This window comes from Tenacibaculum sp. (assembly GCF_048269885.1).
In the GTDB taxonomy this organism is placed as follows: Bacteria; Bacteroidota; Bacteroidia; order Flavobacteriales; family Flavobacteriaceae; genus Polaribacter.
In genome coordinates, this window is record NZ_JBLWTZ010000013.1 from 29,254 (window position 1) to 48,585 (window position 19,332).

Annotated in this window: 23 protein-coding genes; 11 read left to right on the forward strand and 12 right to left on the reverse strand. The window is 30.4% G+C overall.

All coding sequences use genetic code 11. From position 1 onward, the window contains the following. The first annotated feature begins 36 nt into the window (after nt 1-36). The 4 genes from ACN0WY_RS10895 (at nt 37) to ACN0WY_RS10910 (ending at nt 4,315) form a co-directional block, all read left to right on the forward strand. Complete coding sequence (locus tag ACN0WY_RS10895; protein ID WP_330487155.1) at nt 37-1,206, forward strand: AraC family transcriptional regulator; 1,170 nt, start codon at nt 37-39, stop codon at nt 1,204-1,206. A 522-nt stretch (nt 1,207-1,728) separates the two neighbouring features. Further along, nucleotides 1,729-2,370, forward strand: a complete 642-nt coding sequence (locus ACN0WY_RS10900) for a DUF4159 domain-containing protein (protein WP_417800370.1) — start codon at nt 1,729-1,731, stop codon at nt 2,368-2,370. After that, entirely contained in the window at nt 2,354-3,265 is a 912-nt protein-coding gene (locus ACN0WY_RS10905; protein WP_330487157.1) for a bile acid:sodium symporter family protein, read from the forward strand. Before ACN0WY_RS10900 ends, ACN0WY_RS10905 begins: the two co-directional genes overlap by 17 nt. A 3-nt stretch (nt 3,266-3,268) precedes the next feature. Further along, complete coding sequence (locus ACN0WY_RS10910; protein ID WP_417800371.1) at nt 3,269-4,315, forward strand: lysophospholipid acyltransferase family protein; 1,047 nt, start codon at nt 3,269-3,271, stop codon at nt 4,313-4,315. Here ACN0WY_RS10910 and ACN0WY_RS10915 read toward each other — a convergent pair. The 4 genes from ACN0WY_RS10915 to ACN0WY_RS10930 all read right to left on the reverse strand — a co-directional run bounded on the left by ACN0WY_RS10915 (nt 4,296) and on the right by ACN0WY_RS10930 (nt 9,616). Continuing rightward, nucleotides 4,296-7,226, reverse strand: coding sequence for a glycoside hydrolase family 3 N-terminal domain-containing protein (locus ACN0WY_RS10915; protein ID WP_417800372.1), 2,931 nt, complete (start codon nt 7,224-7,226; stop codon nt 4,296-4,298). The genes ACN0WY_RS10910 and ACN0WY_RS10915 overlap by 20 nt on opposite strands. A gap of 71 nt (nt 7,227-7,297) precedes the next feature. Then, the gene (locus ACN0WY_RS10920; protein ID WP_417800373.1) at nt 7,298-7,783 is read right to left on the reverse strand and encodes an ABC transporter ATPase; all 486 of its coding nucleotides are present in this window, start codon (nt 7,781-7,783) and stop codon (nt 7,298-7,300) included. Nucleotides 7,784-7,859: 76 nt separating this feature from the next. Continuing rightward, complete coding sequence (locus tag ACN0WY_RS10925) at nt 7,860-8,687, reverse strand: exonuclease domain-containing protein (RefSeq protein WP_330487161.1); 828 nt, start codon at nt 8,685-8,687, stop codon at nt 7,860-7,862. Between the two features lie 74 nt (nt 8,688-8,761). Next, a complete protein-coding gene (locus ACN0WY_RS10930) occupies nt 8,762-9,616 on the reverse strand; it encodes a PPK2 family polyphosphate kinase (protein WP_417800374.1) in 855 nt (284 codons plus the stop codon). A gap of 139 nt (nt 9,617-9,755) precedes the next feature. Between ACN0WY_RS10930 and ACN0WY_RS10935 the strand changes: the two genes are divergently transcribed. The 3 genes from ACN0WY_RS10935 to ACN0WY_RS10945 all read left to right on the forward strand — a co-directional run bounded on the left by ACN0WY_RS10935 (nt 9,756) and on the right by ACN0WY_RS10945 (nt 11,452). Then, nucleotides 9,756-10,298: a flavodoxin family protein gene (locus tag ACN0WY_RS10935; RefSeq protein WP_417800375.1), complete on the forward strand. Its 543-nt coding sequence runs from the start codon at nt 9,756-9,758 to the stop codon at nt 10,296-10,298. Nucleotides 10,299-10,376: 78 nt separating this feature from the next. Further along, complete coding sequence (locus tag ACN0WY_RS10940) at nt 10,377-10,655, forward strand: putative quinol monooxygenase (protein WP_417800376.1); 279 nt, start codon at nt 10,377-10,379, stop codon at nt 10,653-10,655. A 5-nt stretch (nt 10,656-10,660) separates the two neighbouring features. After that, the gene (locus tag ACN0WY_RS10945) at nt 10,661-11,452 is read left to right on the forward strand and encodes an AraC family transcriptional regulator (protein WP_330487165.1); all 792 of its coding nucleotides are present in this window, start codon (nt 10,661-10,663) and stop codon (nt 11,450-11,452) included. On the opposite strand, the gene ACN0WY_RS10950 is transcribed toward ACN0WY_RS10945, so the two are convergent. The 7 genes from ACN0WY_RS10950 to ACN0WY_RS10980 are packed head-to-tail and all read right to left on the reverse strand — an operon-like array spanning nt 11,449 to nt 15,252. After that, the gene (locus ACN0WY_RS10950) at nt 11,449-12,204 is read right to left on the reverse strand and encodes a LytR/AlgR family response regulator transcription factor (protein ID WP_417800377.1); all 756 of its coding nucleotides are present in this window, start codon (nt 12,202-12,204) and stop codon (nt 11,449-11,451) included. The two genes, ACN0WY_RS10945 and ACN0WY_RS10950, sit on opposite strands and share 4 nt — an antisense overlap. A 21-nt stretch (nt 12,205-12,225) precedes the next feature. After that, nucleotides 12,226-12,534 (reverse strand): 2TM domain-containing protein, encoded by a 309-nt coding sequence (locus ACN0WY_RS10955; RefSeq protein WP_330487167.1) that lies wholly within the window; start codon nt 12,532-12,534, stop codon nt 12,226-12,228. Then, entirely contained in the window at nt 12,518-12,859 is a 342-nt protein-coding gene (locus tag ACN0WY_RS10960; RefSeq protein WP_330487168.1) for a 2TM domain-containing protein, read from the reverse strand. Before ACN0WY_RS10960 ends, ACN0WY_RS10955 begins: the two co-directional genes overlap by 17 nt. 1 nt (nt 12,860) lies before the next feature. After that, a complete protein-coding gene (locus ACN0WY_RS10965; RefSeq protein WP_124590864.1) occupies nt 12,861-13,148 on the reverse strand; it encodes a 2TM domain-containing protein in 288 nt (95 codons plus the stop codon). Beyond that, nucleotides 13,138-13,434, reverse strand: coding sequence for a 2TM domain-containing protein (locus ACN0WY_RS10970; RefSeq protein WP_330487169.1), 297 nt, complete (start codon nt 13,432-13,434; stop codon nt 13,138-13,140). Before ACN0WY_RS10970 ends, ACN0WY_RS10965 begins: the two co-directional genes overlap by 11 nt. A 1-nt stretch (nt 13,435) precedes the next feature. Next, on the reverse strand, nt 13,436-14,791 hold the full coding sequence (locus ACN0WY_RS10975; protein WP_417800378.1) for a 2TM domain-containing protein: 1,356 nt from the start codon (nt 14,789-14,791) through the stop codon (nt 13,436-13,438). Between the two features lie 44 nt (nt 14,792-14,835). Continuing rightward, nucleotides 14,836-15,252, reverse strand: a complete 417-nt coding sequence (locus ACN0WY_RS10980) for a DUF2141 domain-containing protein (protein WP_330487171.1) — start codon at nt 15,250-15,252, stop codon at nt 14,836-14,838. 151 nt (nt 15,253-15,403) lie between these two features. Here ACN0WY_RS10980 and ACN0WY_RS10985 point away from each other — a divergent pair, with 151 nt between their 5' ends. Together ACN0WY_RS10985 and ACN0WY_RS10990 are read left to right on the forward strand one after the other, a co-directional pair. Next, entirely contained in the window at nt 15,404-15,898 is a 495-nt protein-coding gene (locus ACN0WY_RS10985) for an RNA polymerase sigma factor (protein ID WP_330487172.1), read from the forward strand. 6 nt (nt 15,899-15,904) lie between these two features. Next, on the forward strand, nt 15,905-16,561 hold the full coding sequence (locus ACN0WY_RS10990; RefSeq protein ID WP_330487173.1) for a hypothetical protein: 657 nt from the start codon (nt 15,905-15,907) through the stop codon (nt 16,559-16,561). Between the two features lie 36 nt (nt 16,562-16,597). Here the strand turns inward: ACN0WY_RS10990 and ACN0WY_RS10995 are convergent, their stop codons facing one another. Continuing rightward, a complete protein-coding gene (locus tag ACN0WY_RS10995) occupies nt 16,598-17,617 on the reverse strand; it encodes a threonine aldolase family protein (RefSeq protein ID WP_417800379.1) in 1,020 nt (339 codons plus the stop codon). A gap of 36 nt (nt 17,618-17,653) precedes the next feature. On the opposite strand from ACN0WY_RS10995, the gene prfB reads away from it, so the two are divergent. Then, on the forward strand, nt 17,654-18,748 hold the full coding sequence (gene prfB / locus ACN0WY_RS11000) for a peptide chain release factor 2 (protein WP_417800380.1): 1,095 nt from the start codon (nt 17,654-17,656) through the stop codon (nt 18,746-18,748). Nucleotides 18,749-18,923: 175 nt separating this feature from the next. Beyond that, nucleotides 18,924-19,265 carry an arsenate reductase (glutaredoxin) gene (arsC, locus tag ACN0WY_RS11005; RefSeq protein ID WP_330487176.1) on the forward strand — a complete coding sequence of 114 codons (342 nt, stop codon included), beginning with the start codon at nt 18,924-18,926 and terminating at the stop codon, nt 19,263-19,265. Nucleotides 19,266-19,332 lie beyond the last annotated feature (67 nt).

The following is a 19,332-nucleotide window of genomic DNA, read 5'->3' on the forward strand; positions in this document are numbered from 1 at the left end:
TTTTTGTATATTTAGATACTCTTAAATGTTTTTATTTTGACTACAGCAGATTTTTTTAATCTCTTTTTATTAATTAGTGCCGTTCATGGTTTTGCCTTTAGTATCATACTTTTCTGTTCTAAAAACGGACGAGAAAAAAGTATGATATACTTGAACCTATTAATACTAGCCATCTCTTTAAACAATGTACAATCTTGGGCCTTAGAAAAAGAGTTGTTTCAACATAAATTTGCTTTGGATTATGTTCAAGTTCCTTGGCATTTTTTAGCAATGCCTTTTCTGTACATGTTTTTAATCCACTATTTAAACCTTGCTGAAAAATCGTACAAATTACTAAAGCTAATAATTCCTCTCTTTTTAATTCTTGTTATAGGTCAAATTAGTTTTGTTCTTTACTATAGCGATTCCGCATCTAGAGAATATTTGAATTTTATTTATGAACGATACACTTCTATAGAAGAAATTTTCAGCTTAGCTACATCATTAAGCATTTTTGTGTACTCCTTTTACATCTTATACAAAAAAGAAAAACTATTTCCTAAAATCTTATCATTTGACAATCTTAAGTGGATTTATACATTTTTCATATTGACTTCAATTGGCTATGCTCTTTGGATTTTGGCCTTAATTGTTAAAGTAAAAATGAATTTTACTGGATTTTTATTCTCTTATTATCCTTTAAGAGTTTATACTACCATTTTAATTTACTGGTTGGGATACCAAGGATTAAAACAAATTCGTGTATTAAAAGAACGTGAAAGAATTAGAGAGTCTCTTTTAATTGATTTAAATGGTAATTTTAGTGTTGACACCATAAATTTGAATACCGAAAAAAACTTTTCTCAAAATCAAGTAGAGAAACAAAAAGAACAATTTATTGCAATAGATAAATTTATCAGGTCTAAAAAGAAGTATTTATTAAACAAATACACACTACAAGACCTGTCAAAAGACACAGAACTGAGTTCTAGCACACTTTCTCTTATTATTAATAATATTGCCAAAAAATCCTTTACTGATTACTTAAATGAAATGAGAATAGATTTAGCTAAAGTACTCTTATTAGATCCCGATTATACGAACTATACAATAACCTCTATAGGGCTAGAGTCTGGATTCAATTCTAAGTCTACATTTTATACCGTTTTTAAAAAACACACAGGACATACCCCTGTTCAATATAAAAGCTTATCATTAGCCATTTAAAATTAATTTACTTTCATTTTATAAAAAAGCAGTTCGAAAACATCCAAAATGGATGTTTTCGAACTGCTACTTTTTCTTTCTAACGTATATTAGCTTAGTGAAATTAAAAAATTAGTAATTGAAAATAGTTGAAGGGGTTTTCAATTTATAATTAAGATTTCTAATAAAATTATTGAGAACGCTTATTTCTCAATGCGAAGAAGAGAAAGCTATAGCTTAAAAACATCAATCTTAGTATTGATGTTTTTTACTTTCTCACGCTAAAAAACACTAAAAACAGCCCGTATAATTTATGCTTTTTATAAAATGTTGGTTTTAAAACACCTTTTTGGATGTTATAGAACTATACATTTAAAAGCTTATCCTATTTTTATTGCATAGAATAAATGCTTTTTTTTGAAGAATTGTAATTTTTCAAGATAAAAGCCAAATTTATTTTTTTAAGGGGAAAAAAAACACCAACAAGTTTGTTGGTGTTTTTTATTGTTGTTTTACTATATTGCTTTAAATTCAAGCCTATTCATGAAAAAATTCATCCTGCTTTTTATCTTGCTTTTAAATCAAAATATTTTTTCTCAAGAAATAGCAGTTATCCAATATAAAGGAGGTGGTGATTGGTATGCAAATCCTACTGCCCTACCAAACCTTATAACATTTACCAACCAAAACACCAAAACACAAATAGATAAAGACATACAAAGTATTACTCTTGATGATGAGTCTATCTTTAATTATCCAATAACTTTTATTACTGGGCACGGTAACATTTTGTTTACTAATAATGAAATTTCAATACTAAGGAGCTATCTTATTTCTGGAGGTTTTTTACACATTTCCGATAATTACGGCCTAGATAAATACATACGAAGAGAGTTAAAAAAGGTGTTTCCTGAGCTACAACTTCAAGAAATCCCTAACAACCATCCTATTTATCATCAAACCTTTTCTTTTCCTAAAGGAATGCCCAAAATTCATGAGCATGATAAAAAACCACCACAGGGATTCGGTCTATTTTACGAAGGAAGACTAATTGTTTTTTATGATTATGAAAGTGATTTAAGTGATGGATGGGAGGATGCTACTGTACATAACAATCCCGAAGAAATTAGAACAAAAGCTCTCCAAATGGGAGCTAACATAATAGAGTATGCTTTTAAACATTAACACTTTACAAATTGACAAGATTAAAATTAATTTTGATACTGAGGCTTTATGGATGCTTAATATTGCTTTGGCTATCATTATGTTTGGAATTGCTTTAGACATTAAAATAAACGACTTTAAAAGGCTTATTAACAATCCTAAAATACTATTTGTTGGGTTATTAGCTCAGTTTATTCTACTTCCTTTTTTAACCTTTGTACTTATTACTATTATCAACCCATACCCTAGTTTTGCATTGGGAATGATTATGATTGCTGCTTGCCCTGGAGGGAATGTTTCTAACTTTTTTAGTAAAATGGCTAAAGGTAATGCTGCTTTATCTGTTAGTTTAACCGCTTTTTCTACTCTAATTTGCTTAATAATGACGCCATTAAACCTACAATTATGGGGTAGTTTATATGAACCGACTAACGAAATTTTAAAAAGTATTTCTTTAAACCCTTTTGAACTTTTTAAACTTGTACTTCTTATTTTGGGAATTCCAATAGTTTTAGGAATGCTCGTTAATCATTACCATCATGAGATGGCAAAAAAAATAAATAAGTTATTACGTCCTTTTTCTATTTTCTTTTTCCTTTTATTAATTATAATCGCTCTTTATGATAATGCTGATGTTTTTAAAAACTACATACATCTTGTGCTATTTCTCGTAATATTTCATAACATTTATGCGTTTATTATTGGTTATGCCACAGCAAAATCTTTTAATTTAAATACAAAAGACTGTAAAACCATTTCTATGGAAACGGGTATACAAAATGGTGGTTTAGGATTGCTCCTTATTTTTAGCTTTTTTGACGGGTTGGGTGGAATGGCTCTTCTCGCTGCTTTTTGGGGGGTTTGGGATATTTTTTCAGGAATGATGTTAGCTACTTACTGGGGAAGAAATAAATAATATATGAAAACACTGTTGTACTATTTTTTTAAACTCGTTGTAAAAACTGGTTTGTTCTTTTATTCTAAAAAAATAACGGTGGTTGGTAGTGAGCGTATTCCTAAAAATGAAGCCATAATTTTCACTGCCAATCATCCAAATGGTTTAATTGATCCTTTGCTTATAGCTACCCACTTAAAAAGAAGGACAAACTTTTTGGTACGTGCAGCAGTTTTTAACCATCCTTTCATGGCTAAATTTTTTAACTTACTTGGAATGATGCCTATATACCGTATTAGAGACGGGGTACAACAGCTTGGTAAAAATGAAGAGATTTTTAACAAATGCCAACTACTTTTAAAAAGCAACAAAACTTTACTGATATTTCCAGAAGGAACTCATAAAAAAAACAGAACTGTTCGACCTCTTAGCAAAGGCTTTACAAGAATTATTTTTAAAACTTTAGATAATTTTCCTGACACTCAAATCAATATTGTTCCAGTAGGAATTACATATCAAAACGTATCTAGCTACCCTTCAAAATCAGCTATCCATTTCGGAACTCCTATTTTAGCTAACAATTATTACGACAAACAAAACATTAATAAATCAGTAACAAACATAAAAAAACTTGTTTCTAATCAACTAGAAGAGTTAAGTGTACATATAAAACAAGATGAAAACTATGAGACTACTTTATTGAACTTAAACAATGCTCAAGTAGATTTTACTGAAGTTGATAAAATAAACCTTCTTCTAAAAAGGAATGAAGAGCTTACACAAAAAAAACGCAGTGTTAACTACGCTTTTCCTTTATCTTTATTGATTATTTTAAATAGTTTAATTCCATATTTTATTTGGAAAATTTTAAGTAGAAAGATTGATGAAGTAGAATTTGTAGATACTTTTAGGTTTGGTGTAAATACAGTTTTATTTCCTTTCTTTTATTGCATACAAAGTTTGGTTATGTATGTATTTTTAGGTTGGAAACTTGCTTTAGTCTATTTTTTTACATCGTTACTACTTATTCTTTTATATACCAAACTATCACCTACTCCGCCATCAAAATAGCATCTTGTATATCTTGTTGAATTTTGGTTCGTATGTTGCTTTTCACCAAACCATAATTTCTCATTGTAGGATAAATTCTGTTCGACAAGAACACATACACCACACCAGTGGCTGGGTCTGCCCAAGTATAAGTTCCTGTAAAACCACTATGCCCAAAACTTATGTCTGACACACAACCACAAGTGGCTTTAATTTTAGGGTTTAATTGTGGTTTATCAAAACCTAAACCTCTGCGTACTTTTTTATTTTCATAATAACGTTTGTTAAATTTATGCACCGTTGCTGCTTCCAAATATTTCTTCCCTCCATAAGACCCATCTTGTAAAAACATTTGCATAATTTTAGCTACATCATTGGCATTTGCAAACAAACCTGCATGACCGCCAACTCCACCTAGCATTGCGGCTCCCATATCATGAACATAGCCATGAACCAACTGATGTCTAAAATAGTTATCCCTTTCTGTAGGAACTATTTCATTTTTATCAAACTTATTCAAAGGTAAGTAAGTCATTCTATCGGCTCCTAATGGTTGGTAAAACTGCTCGTCTACTAATTTATCTAAAGGTCTTTTGTACTTTCTCTCTAAGATTTCTTTAAAAATATAATACCCTAAATCACTGTACTTATATCCTATTCTTTTACGCTGCTCAGAATCTACTATTTGCTTATAAATTGAGTCTTTATACTCTTTAGCTAAGTATAGGTTTTTGGCCACTTTAATACTAAATTTTGGTGTGCGTTTTTTTCTATAAAATTTTGTAGAGTTTTCTCCAGTTATACTATCTTTTGTATGCAAATAAAATGGAATCCAAGAACGCAAACGCCCATAATGAGACAATACCTCTTTTAGCAATAAAGTATCTTTATTGGACTTACTATATCTTGGTAAAATATCGCCTAAACTTGAAAACAAACTAATTTTCCTCTCCTCTTCAGCTTTCATTATCATAGGTAACGAAGCTAGTATCTTGGTTAACGAGGCTAAGTCATAAATATCAGAATTTTTAACCGGAAGTTTTTTTTCTAGGGTATGATAACCAAAGCTTTTGTTGTAGATTACTTTACCATCTTTAGCGACTAAGATTTGCCCCCCTGGAGACATTTTTTCTTGCAAAATCGTATCGATTCTTTTATCTATAATTGAGAGTTTTTCTGATGAAACCCCTGCTTCTTCAGGAATTGTGTATTGTAATACATCCAACTTATCTACTAAAAGTCCATGTCCCACCTTAAACTCGTTTTTTATAGATACTGGTAATTTCCCTTTTAAATTAAAAGCTCCAAAAAGAGCTTGCGCAGAAAGCTCTTGGGCTAACTTGCTATTTTGGTATGACATTACAATCCCTTCAATAGTAGTAAAAGAAGGTACTTGAAGTAAGCTATATGGACTGGCAAACACATCTAAAACAGTTTTATGTTTTCTTGATATTTCTTGTAACCATACAAGGTCTTTGTTAGAAAATTTGTGGCTTTTCCAAGGGTTTTTATTTGACTTATGAAAACCTACAACCACAAGATTGTACTTTTCTAACTTCTTTATTAATACACTCAAATGCTTGTCAGTAACCTTATCGACCTTTGTGTAATTTTTAAGCATCTCATAAAAGTCAGATCCACTATCACTCCCTAAAGAAACATAGGCAATTTTTTTATCTTCAAGGTTTTTAATTGGCAAAATCGCTTCGTCATTTTTCAAAACTGTAATAGCATTTTTTATCAATTTACGATGTAAAACCTCATCATAAGGACTGTTTACATCTTTCACTACATTTTCAGTTACAATAGGTCTGTACTTATTTAGTCCTACTAAATATTTTGCTTTTAATATCTTTTTTACAGAATGATTTAAACGTACTTCTGTTAATTTCCCGTCTGCAAGAGCTTTCTTTATCAATTTAATTGAACCCGGTACATCTTGAGGAATTAATAACATATCATTCCCTGCTAAAATAGCCGCCAAATCAATTTCTGCCGGTGTAGAATAATTTGCGGCTCCTTTCATATTCAAACCATCAGTAATAATCAACCCTTTAAAACCTAAACTACGCTGTAATAAATCTGTTACCACACTTTTTGATAAGGATGATGGTAGTTTCGGGTTTGCTTCTAAAGCCGGAATACTTAAATGCGCCGTCATAACACTCCCCACTCCTGCTTCAAATATTTTTTTAAATGGATATAACTCTACTGAATCTAGGCGTTGTTTGCTAAAATTAATTGTTGGTAATGTATGGTGCGAATCTGCTTCAGTATCACCGTGTCCTGGGAAATGTTTTGCATTAGCCAATACACCTACTCCCTGCATTCCTTTAGTAAATGCTATTGCTTTTTCTGCTACATTTTCTTTACTTTCTCCAAAAGAACGATTTCCTATAATAGGGTTATTAGGATTTGTATTTACATCTACTACTGGAGCGAAGTTCATATGAATTCCTACTCGCTTGCAATGCTCTCCTATTCTTTTTCCTAGTTCTTGAAGTAAAATCGTGTCTTGAACAGCTCCTAAGGTCATATTCCAAGGAAAACGATACGTGTCTTTCAAACGCATATCCAAGCCCCATTCACCATCAAAACCAACCATTAAAGGAACTTTTGCTAATTCTTGGTATTTGTTATTTAAAACAACTTGTTTATCGGGGGTGCCTTGCATAAAAATAATATTTCCAACATGGTATGTTGTTACCATGTTGGAAATAAAATCTTCGTGCTTTTTATCTTTATTTGAATATGCCTGTATCATAAATAACTGTCCAATTTTTTCATCAATAGACATGGTTTTCATAATACTATCTACCCATACATTTTGTGCTATGGAATCTTTTGCCAATAAAGGGCTTGCTTTTTGGACTTGGGCTTGAGTTACTTGTATAAAAACAATTGCTAGTAACGTAACTATTTTTCTCTTCATATATCTTACTTCTTAAGAAACTTTACATGCTTTTGTAAAGTAATACCTTCCTTTTTAATAAAAATTAATAGTTATACCAAAAATCGTGCATGCCAACTATCATTTGCTGGTACTTCCCATTTTTTTTCAAATTCTTCCTTGGTATTTACCATATTGTTAAACACAACTGTTTGAGCAGTTATTTTTTGCTCTTTGGCAAAATTTTGAAATTCTGGAAGCTTTACAATATTAATATTATCTCCATCTTTAAAAGATATATTCATCTTATCCATTAAATCCAATTCAAGCTCTTTTTCTAACTCTTGTATAAAACGTACAGAAGCATCTATTGAACACCCAGAAACATTGTTAAAGCCTTCATCTACTGCCAAGACTAAAAACTGGTTATACTTAATGGCAAACGAGCCTTTTAAATCATCTCCATGGCGTGTCCAATTATCTATAAAAAGTAATGCTTTTGCGCTGATAAACTCTATTTCTTCTTGTGTAAATTCTCTATCTGATTGATATACCCAAACTCTTGAGTTTTGAGGTAGTTTTTTATATTCTGTAAACATTTTTATTGTGTTTTGTCTTTCGTAATATCTAAATTAAAGAACAACTGAGATAATTACTAAAAATAAATGTTAAAGATTACCTTAAATTAAACTTCTGTTGTAAAGCTTGTAGCTTTTCTTCATCGGTCATAGTATTTTTTGGTGCCGACATTCTTTCTTTTATTTCGCGTAATACTTTTTTGGTATACAATGGAAAATCTGCATTTTGAATCCATGCGTTGTACCCAGGATTTTCCTGAAGCACCTCTTCAACTGTTCTTCCTTTATACTTTCCAAAAGAAAAAATTTCTTGGTCTTTGTCATTAAACAAGATAAACCCAGCAAAATCTGCTCTTTTTCCATGTGTAGAAAATTCACTCAATGCTGCTACAGAGTTTTCTAAATCTTCATACTTTTCAACTTGTGCTAATAAGATTTCATACGTTGCGTTTGTATCTGCTTCAGCTCCATGTGCTCCTACTAACTCTTTCCCGCAATAAAATTGATATCCAGCACTAAGTGTTCGCTGTTCTTTCTTATGAAAAATAGTTTGCACATCAACTGCTTTTCTATCATTCATATTGAAATCTATCCCTGCTCTTAACAACTCTTCTGCTAATAAAGGAATGTCAAATCGATTGGAGTTAAATCCTGCTAAATCTGCATCGTCAATCAATTCGTTTATTTTGGGTGCTAATTCTTTAAAAGTTGGTTCTGTAACCACTTTTTCGTTAGTGATTCCGTGAATCTCAGACGCTTCTTTTGGTATTTCTATTTCTGGGTTTACCAACCATGTTTTACTTTCTTTATTACCATTAGGAAACACTTTTAAAATAGATATTTCTACTACTCTATCTTTTGCAATGTTTACTCCTGTTGTTTCTAAATCAAAAAATACGATTGGTTTTGTTAAATTTAAATTCATTTCTAGTGGTGCTTAAAGACAATATGTTTTATTTTACTTACTTTACTTAATAGCTTTACTGTCTTTTCTATATATTATTCGTTCGTTAATTCTTTTTTAAATTCATCTATTTGATCTATCACTTTTTGAGGAAGTGTAGGTTCTTTAAAGTTATATTTTTCCAATTCTTCTTCTAGTACTTTTGCTACAATATAACGTGCTGTTGGTTTATCATCAGCAGGCACTACATACCAAGGTGCATGGTTTGTTGATGTTTTTTGCAACAGGTCTTCATAACACTCTTGGTACTTATCCCATAATTTTCGTTCCTCTAAATCACCCGCAGAAAACTTCCAATTTTTTTCTGGAATGTTTAACCTGCGTAACAACCTGTTTTTTTGCTCTTCTTTAGACACGTTTAAAAAGAACTTTAAGATAATAGTTCCGTTTTCTGATATGTGCTTTTCAAACTGATTGATGCGTTCCATTCTGTCATGATAAAAGGCATCGTTTAAGTCGTCAAGACTCGTTACCGTAGGAATATTTTCAGCAAATACATACTCTGGGTGCACTCTTGTTACCAAGACATTCTCATAATGTGTTCGATTAAAAACCCCTATTTTTCCCTTTGCTGGTAGGGCAATGTAATGACGCCATAAAAAATCGTGTTTTAATTCCAACTCTGTTGGCACTTTAAAACTATGTACTACCACCCCACGTGCATTTACATCTTTAAAAACCTCACGAATTAAACTGTCTTTACCCGCTGTATCCATTCCTTGCAAACACAATAAAACACTATACATACCTTCTGCATACATTGTGTCTTGTAAATCGCTAATCTTTTTTCTTGCTTTTTTTAGCTTTTTCTTAGCATTATCAACAACTTCTTTTGTTGAAAACTGATCTAACTTCCTTTTTTCAGAAAATATGTAGGTATTTGTATTCATCCGCTTTTTTTATAGCATAAAAGTACAAAAATATAGCCTTTTTCTATTGATTTTTTCTTGGTTATTATCAATTATTACAATTAAATCTAAAATCTTTTTTTATATTTTTTTTTGAGTTTTACTTCCAAATAAACAACAGATGAATAAAACAATTATTATACAAGCGAGTTCTAAAAGTACAGGAAATACCAACAAAGTGATTAATTACCTTAACAATAACAAGTCTTTTGACTTTGTTGACTTAAAAAAGAAAAACATTGGTGTATTTGAATACGATTTTACCAATGCTAATGATGATTTTATTCCGCTAATAGAAGATATTATTCATAAATATGATACACTAGTATTTGCGACTCCTGTGTATTGGTATAGTATGAGTGCTACCTTGAAAATATTTTTTGATAGATTATCAGACTTATTGCATTATAAAAAAGATTTAGGTAGACAGTTGCGAGGCAAAAACATGGCTATGATTAGTAATTCTGGTGCTAATGACCTTATAGATGGTTTTGAAATGCCTTTTATTGAAAGCGCTAAATACCTGGGTATGAACTATCTTGGCACTACTCATGCTTGGTTTACTGAAGACGGATATGATATACATCCTGATGCAAAAGGTAAAATTAATGAATTTAGAGATATTTTAACTACTGAAAACTTTAAGGATATTTTAGCTCGATAAAATTTTAAGATGTCGTTTTTTTACAATTTATAAGAAACCTTTGATCGTATTTTTGAGTTTTAATTTTAATTCATCACAATGCACAAAGTAATTATAGCTCAACTAGCTATTCAACAGGGAAAAGAAAACTATTTTTTGAAATTGGCTGTAGAAATGGTAAAAATGAGTAATGCTGAAAAAGGATGTATTACCTATCAATTACATAAAGACTTATTTAATGAAGGTAATTATTTATTTTATGAAGAGTATATTGATAAAACAGCTGTAGAGGCACATAATAACTCTGCACACTTTCATCAATTTATAAAAGATATTACTCCTTTAATTACCAGAGAGCCTATTATAAATATTTATTAATTTAAATGAGTATAAAACACTATAAGCCATCAAAATACCTATCTCCTTATATTGATAGGTATTTTGTTTGTTCTCAAACTAAAAGTCTTCCTTTAATTTTACCAGGCACTGGTTTAGAAGTACTTTTTCATATAGACACTCCCTTATCCATCAATAATGAAAAATTGGATATTGCTCATGTTATTTGTCCGAGAGAAAAATTAATTTTTGATTCAACTAACCATGTACATTATATTTCTGTACGTTTTCATAGTGGTGGTTTTAGACATTTTGCTTCTATTCCGCATACACAAATTGTTAATCAATATTTATCTGTAGAAGAAATATGGCAAAATGAAGGCAGAGAGTTTTTAGAAATTCTTTATTCATTACCTAGTGTAGACGAAAAAATTAAACTAATTGATTTCTTTCTATGCAATCAATTAAAAAAACATCATTTTTCTACTATAGTTAATTGGGATTTGATAATTAAAACGCTATACAAAAACTTCAATTCAATACCTCTCCATGAATTGGCTTCTCAAAGTAATCTAAGTTTCCGTCAATTTGAACGTATTTTTAAACAAAAATTCGGAATCCCTCCTAAGAAATTTCAACGAATCACTAGATTACAAAAAACTGTGAAACAAGTATTACTTTCGAGTAACAAACATTATTTGTCTACTGCTTTAGATAATGGTTATTATGATCAGAGTCATTTTATACGAGAATTTCAAAGCTTCACAAATCTTAAACCTTCAGAGTATTTTGTAACTAACAACTTTAAAAACCATTTTTATTACAAACCTTTAAGCTAGTCTATCCAGTTTTTAAAATCTTTAACTCGTTCTCTACTCACAATTAGTTCTGAATCATTATAAGATTGCAACTTTAATTGTAAGCGTGAGTTGGTATAAGAAACAATATCTTTAATAGCATTTATATGTACCATAAATGTTCTATTTACCCTAAAAAATTGCTCAGGATCTAACTCTTCTTGCCAATACTCTAAAGAGTTATCTATTAAATAGTTTCTATTCGTATTTGTATGAATATAAGTGGCTTTATTTTCTGAGTAAAAACATTCAATATCTTCTGCATTGATAATTTTTAAATGTTGTCCGACCTTTATCGTAAATCGCTTTTTGTATTTTCTATCAACAGGGTTAATTAATAACTTCCGAATATCATCTATATTAACTTGTATATTACTTTGTAAAGGTTGTTGTTCTTTAAACTTATCTACTGCTATTGTTAGCTCATCTTCATCTATTGGTTTCAAGAGATAATCAATAGAGTTTAACTTGAATGCTTTTAATGCATACTCGTCATAGGCGGTTGTAAAAATGATGGCTGATTTTACAGTTACTTCTTCAAAAATTTCGAATGATAATCCGTCTGAAAGTTGAATATCTAAAAATATTAAATCGGGATGAGCATTATTTTGAAACCAGTTAATCGATTCTTCTACCGAGTGCAACATTTGCTGAACCTTTATACCTAGCTCGGCCAACATTCTACTTAATCTTCTTGCAGCTGGTTTTTCATCTTCAATAATTATTACATACATAGTTTGGTTTATTTTTAGCAATTATTTATTCATGTATTCTTTAATCTTTCGCTCTTCCCATTTTTTAGAAAAAAGTTTTCCTTTTGAAAAAACATTAAATCCGTGTAAAAATACTATAACTCCCCACCAAAAAAACAAATTATAGTTGTTTATATCTAAGAAAGCTTCCATTACTGACTCGTCTCTATAAACAATATCTTTATATATTCTTCTTCCTATAAAAACTAAGTTTATGAATATATAAACCACTAAATGGTTATAGAACTTTTTTATTTCATCTACTCTTTTTTGAGCTCTTATATATTGTTGTTCTCTATTTAAAGTTTTCATTTTCTTTCTTTTTTAATTCATCTAGATACTCTTGTATTTTACGTTGTTCCCAATCTTTATTAAAAAACATATTGGTTCCAAATACTCCTAACCAATGAAAAAAAACTCCTATACCCCAAAAAATCCAGGTAGCATACACACCAAAATTACTTATTGCTTTGGTAAAAGTTAGTTTATCCTCACTCATCAACCCCACAATAATTACCACCGAAATAAATATATTCACAATTATATAGGCTGCCAAATGCCAGTAAAATCCTTTTATTTTTTCTACTCTTTTTTTGGCTAATAAGTATGTATGTTCTTTTGTATAATTATTTTCCATACTAATCCTTTTTATTTAGGTATTCGTTTATCTTTTTCTCCTCCCAATCTTTACCAAAACCTAACACATTAACTCCAAAAACTAGCATCCAATGAATAAAAGTAACTAGTACTATTCCTATAACTGGAAACCAGAACCAATGATAATATGGTGAGAATTTCAAATTCACTAAAACAATAATAATTACTGAAATTATATTTACTAAAACATGAGCATAAAACCCTTTAACTTGTTTTACTTTCTTTTTTGCTTCTAAATACTTTTTTTCTTCTGTATAATTATTTTCCATTGTTATTATTTTCTAAAAATTCTTTAATTTTTCGTTCTTCCCACTCTTTCCCTAACCCTATTTTTTCTATTCCGAAAACTCCTAACCAGTGAAAAAACACACCGATTAACATTCCTATTATTGGATAGTAAAACCAATGGTAACTTGGCACAAATTTTAAGTTTATAAAAACCAAAACGGGTATAATTAATACAGTTACTATGAGATGAATGTAAAATCCTTTTATTTTTTCTACTCTCTTTTTTGCTTTTGCATATTTGTAGGCTGTTGCATATTCTTTTTCCATTTTATTTATAGTTTTTATCATCATCCATTAATTCCTTAATCTTACGCTCCTCCCAGTTTTTTCCTAAGAATAAGTTGTAATTATTTACTTCCAAGTAATGAAAAACTAATCCCATTCCCCAACCTATCATTGGAAACCAAAACCACTGGAATTTTGAATATGTTTTGAGGTTTATAAAAATTAAAAAAGGAATAACTATACAATACGAAACTAAGTTTTGATAAAATTCTTTTAGTTTCTCTACCTTTTCTACTGCTTTAACATAATTACTATTTTCTAAATTTTTTGTATTCATGATACTATTTTTTATATGAGTTAACAGTGGTAAACACACTGTAAATGTTTTGTTATTATTAATTATTTGAATGCTTCTATCGGTTATTAAGCCATAACGATCTGCTATATTTCTCAATCCTACTTTTGTGCTTTTACCTATGGCTTCTTTAGGATTAACATTGTTTTGAATTTTTAAAAAGCCGTCTTCTTCAAAAATTTCTATCTCCAAAGGTTTAGTAGATGACACTACATTATGCTTTACTGCATTTTCTAATAATAATTGAAGAGATAGTGGAACTATTTTTAAATCTGGGTTGCTGACTTCTTCGGGTATCTTAAACTGTACTGCCTCTTCAAAACGCATTTGTAATAATTCCATATAGGTGATTGCAAACTGCAATTCTTCTTGTATGGGCACTAACTCTTTATTTCGCTGCTCTAGTACATATCTATATACTTTTGATAGTTTTGTAGTGAACTTTTCTGCTTGCTTTGGGTTTTCACTAATTAAAGAAGTTAATACATTTAAACTATTGAACAAAAAGTGTGGATCTATCTGACTTTTTAAGGTTTCAAACTTTGCCGTTTCTGTTTTCGCAACTATTTCATGCTGTGTAGTTTCTTGTTTTACCGATGCTTTCCAATTAACCATGAAGTCTTTCGCATGAAAAAACACAGCGATAGCTAACGATAGTAAAATTGCAAATAAATGCATCCATAAAAACTGACCCTTAAAAAAATTATCAATATTATTATTAAAAATCACAAAATACTGCACGTAATGAATTAACAAAACAGCCACTACTGTATAGCTTATTGTTGCTATGATACCTGCCCAAACTCGCTGACTTGTTTGTGAAACCCAATCCCATCTCTTACTTAAGTAAGTATTTACAACTCCATTTCCCATTCCTAAAACAAAAGAATACATTGCAGAAAACAAAAACACCCCCCCTGCTTCTTTTATCGTAAATGCTTGATTTACTAAGGTAAAAACAATTCCGAAAATGATAGTGAGCTTTGTACAAATCCAAATATCACTTTTTAGGTTTGTAACTATTTTTTTTGATGATGCTTTCATTTGTATTACTAGTTTACTCTTAGGAGGAAGTATATATTTTGCTATTAAAATTTAATATCGAAAGATACATCTTTCTCCTTAACTAAAAACTTTGCGGCTTCATATTGAGGAGGGCCAAAACGTGACAATTTATTGTTTGATGCTCCATAGTCTTCCAATGGCATTCCATTAGGCTCAAAATCCATTCTATTATTATTGTTAGCATCGTGAAAACAAATGATGGCATATTCTCCAACTGGTATTTCTTTAAAAACTACAGTACTTATTCCTTCGTTTATTACCGACTCTTTTGCTTGTAACGGTTCTTTTCTAAAATTATCTTTAGTGTATAAGGCAAACTTTACCTTTCCTTTGTTTGAAGTAACATTTACAACTGTTACTGTAATTGTTTTACCTTGTGCTGAAACTGTTTCAATAGTAAACAAAACGACTATGACTAAAATGTGTGTTAAGAATTTCATTATCTTTATTTTTAGAGTTAATTACAATACAAATATTCACCAGTAGTGCCGTTTTTTAAATAAAAACAAACTGAACTGTATTATTTTTAGGATGAGTTGTAACAATTTGTATTTTTGAGCTACTTATAACACATCAACTCTACTTTACTTAGTGAAAAAAGAATTAGAAAATAAATTTTTAACTGATTTCGAAGCCAATCAAAACATTGTGCATAAAGTGTGTAGGATTTATACTACTAACCAAGATGCACATAACGATTTGTTTCAAGAAATAACCATTCAGTTGTGGAAAAATTATGATAAGTTTAGAGGAGACGCAAAGTTTAGTACTTGGATGTATCGAGTAGCATTAAATACTGCTATTTCTTTATATAGAAAGTCTACAAGGAATATAAAAACACAAGATTTTACAGACTATTCTTTTAAGATCAAAGCTGAAGAATACGACGATACTGAAGAAGTACAGCTAAGAGCTTTATATGATGCTATTCGTAAATTAAATGATATTGACAAAGCTCTTATTTTTTTGTACTTAGAGGATAAACCCTATAAAGAAATTTCTGAAACTTTAGGTATTAGTGAAGTAAATGCTCGTGTGAAAATGAACAGAGCTAAAGATAAATTAAAAAAGATATTAAACCCATAGTTGTTAATGGATTTAGATTTAGATAAATATAAAAAAGCTTGGGAAAATCAACCAGAAGAAAGTAATAAAGTTTCTAAGGTAGATATTTATAAAATGGCACATTCCAAGTCATCATCAATAGTAAAATGGATTTTTATTATTGGAATTTTAGAGCTTCTTTTTTGGACTGCTTTAAACATTTTCTTTGTTGGTTCTTCCTATACTGAAGTATATGAAGAACTCCATTTAAACCTCTTGGTAAAAATTAGCACTTACCTTCATTATATTGTAATAATTTTGTTTTTAGTTCTTTTTTACAAAAACTATAAATCTATTTCAATTTCAGATAGTACTAAAAATCTTATCAGTAAAATTTTAAAAACTCGAAAAACTGTTAAATACTACGTATACTTCAACCTCTTTTACATGGTATTAGCCAATGTTGTTATAATGTGTTTTATTTTTAATGATTTAGATGGACTTATAAAGTATTATAACAATCATGGAATGCCTACACCTACAAATAAAGAACAATTACTTGTATCATTAATCATTGCTATGGTTATTTTACTTGGATTTATGTTTTTAATCTTATGGTTATTCTATAAAATAATATATGGAACATTACTGCGAAAACTTAACAAAAATTATAAAGAATTGGCCAAACTTGAAGAGTTAGGCTAAAAAAAAGAGGTTGTAAAACAACCTCTTTTTTTATTTTTAAAACGCCTTCAACTCTTCAAGTAATTTTTCATGCATCTCATTCGTATAATCTAAATGTGTTACCATACGAATTTTTCCTTCACCCATTGAAATTAGTAATACACCTCTTTCTGCCATCTTTTTCATAAAGTCATCTGGATTTATTGAATTTTCTACATAAAAAATAACAATATTCGTTTCTATAGGTTCTACCTTTTTTACATACGAACAATTTTCTAGTATCTCTCCTATCTCTTTTGCTTTCTGGTGGTCTTCAGCTAAACGCTCTACTTGATTATCCAATGCATAAATTCCTGCTGCTGCTAAAAATCCTGCTTGCCTCATTCCTCCGCCAAATAATTTACGTACGCGTAATGCTTTTTCTATATGTGCTTTACTCCCTATCAAAACAGATCCAACAGGAGCTCCTAAACCTTTTGACAAACAAATTGAAATGGTATCAAATAATTCTCCATACTGCTTAGGAGTTTCACTTTTAGCCACTAATGCATTGAACAAGCGTGCTCCATCTAAATGATATGCTAAATCATTGATTTTAGCTACTTGTTGAATCTTTTGCAATTCTTCAAAATCCCAACAAGCCCCTCCTCCTTTATTGGTCGTATTTTCAACACAAACCAACCTGCTATAAGGTGTATGAATATCGTTTCTACCGCCTACTACATTTTCTAATTGTTCAGCAGTAAACATTCCTCTATCGCCATCAATTAAACAAGAAGTTACTCCTGCATTAAAAGCTGCTCCTCCTCCTTCATAATTATATACATGTGCCCATTTATCACAAAACATTCTATCACCAGGTTGTGTGTGGATTTTAATTGCAGTTTGATTTGCCATCGTTCCAGAAGGAAAAAACAACGCATCTTCCATTCCAAACATGTCTGCAACTTTATCTTGGAGTAAATTTACTGTTGGGTCTGCTTTAAAAACATCGTCGCCTACTTTAGCACGCATCATTACTTCCAACATTCCTTGAGTTGGCTTTGTTACGGTATCACTTATTAAGTTTATTTCCATTTCTAACTACGATTTATAAAATGTATTTTTGCATTTATGATTACACACGAACAGCTTAAAAATATCGCTGAACGAATTGGCAAGTTAAAAGGATATTTAGAAATTGACAAGAAGTTAATTGAAATTTCAAATGAAGAAGAAAAAACTGCAAATCCTGACTTTTGGAACAATCCAAAAGAGGCTGAAGCCGTTATGAAGTCACTTCGATTTAAAAAGAAATGGGTAGAAGATTATACTACTGTTGTAGCAATGAACGACGATTTAGTTGTCTTGTACGACTTTTATAAAGAAGGTGATATTGAAGGAAGTGAAATTGAAGAGCAATTTGAAAACACTGCTACTTTTTTAGAAGATATTGAATTCAAAAATATGCTTTCTGAAGAAGGTGATAGTTTAAGTGCTACCATACAAATAACTGCAGGTGCAGGAGGAACAGAAAGTTGTGATTGGGCTGAAATGCTTACTCGTATGTATACGATGTGGGCAGAAAAACAAGGCTTTAAAGTCAAAACACTAAATTATCAAGAAGGAGATGTTGCTGGTATAAAAACAGTTACTTTAGAATTTGAAGGCGATTATGCCTTTGGATGGTTAAAAGGTGAAAACGGTGTACACCGTTTGGTGCGTATCTCTCCTTTTGATAGCAATGCTAAACGTCATACTTCTTTTGCTTCTGTTTATGTATATCCGGTAGCTGATGACTCGATTGAAATTGAAGTAAACCCAGCTGATATTGAAATTACTACAGCACGTTCGAGTGGTGCTGGTGGACAAAATGTAAACAAAGTAGAAACTAAGGTTCAGCTACTACATAAACCAACAGGAATTCAAATTCAGTGTTCTAACTCACGTTCACAACACGATAATAGAGCTACGGCAATGCAAATGCTGAAATCGCAATTGTACGAAATTGAATTACAAAAACGTTTAGCTGCTCGGGATGAAATTGAAGCTAACAAAATGAAAAATGAATGGGGAAGCCAGATTCGTAACTACGTAATGCACCCATATAAATTAGTAAAAGATGTCCGTACAACCCATGAAACAGGAAATGTAGATGCTGTAATGGACGGAAACATCAATCCGTTTTTAAAAGCCTATTTAATGATGATGGGTCAAAAAGAGGACTAGGAGTTAGGAGTTAGGAGTTAGGAGTTAGGAGTTAAAATAATTTTACTAGCAATACAAAAAACTTTATATTTTTTAACTTTATAAGTTCCTTCTTCTTTTTAATAATTAAGCGACTAAACCTATGAACATAAACTACTCTACTTTTACCTCTATAAACTTTTAAACTCAAAAAAAAATGATAAAAATTTACCACAATCCTCGTTGTTCTAAATCAAGACAAGGTTTAGAAATTTTAGAAAACTCTGAAAAAGAATTTGAAGTTGTAAAATATTTAGAAACTATTCCTTCTACTGAAGAGCTCAAAGAAATTATTCGTTTATTGAATATTTCTCCAATAGATTTGGTTCGTAAAAATGAAAAAATTTGGAAAGAGGAATATAAAGGAAAAGAATTATCGGATTCTGAAATTATTAACGCCATGATTGAAAATCCAAAGTTAATTGAACGACCTATAGTTGTTAACAATAACAAAGCTGTGGTGGGTAGGCCACCAGAAAGCATCAAAGAAATTATTTAATTTTTTTAAGCTCTCAAGAAATTGGGAGCTTTTTTTATTTTAACACAATTTAAATAACTAATTTTTT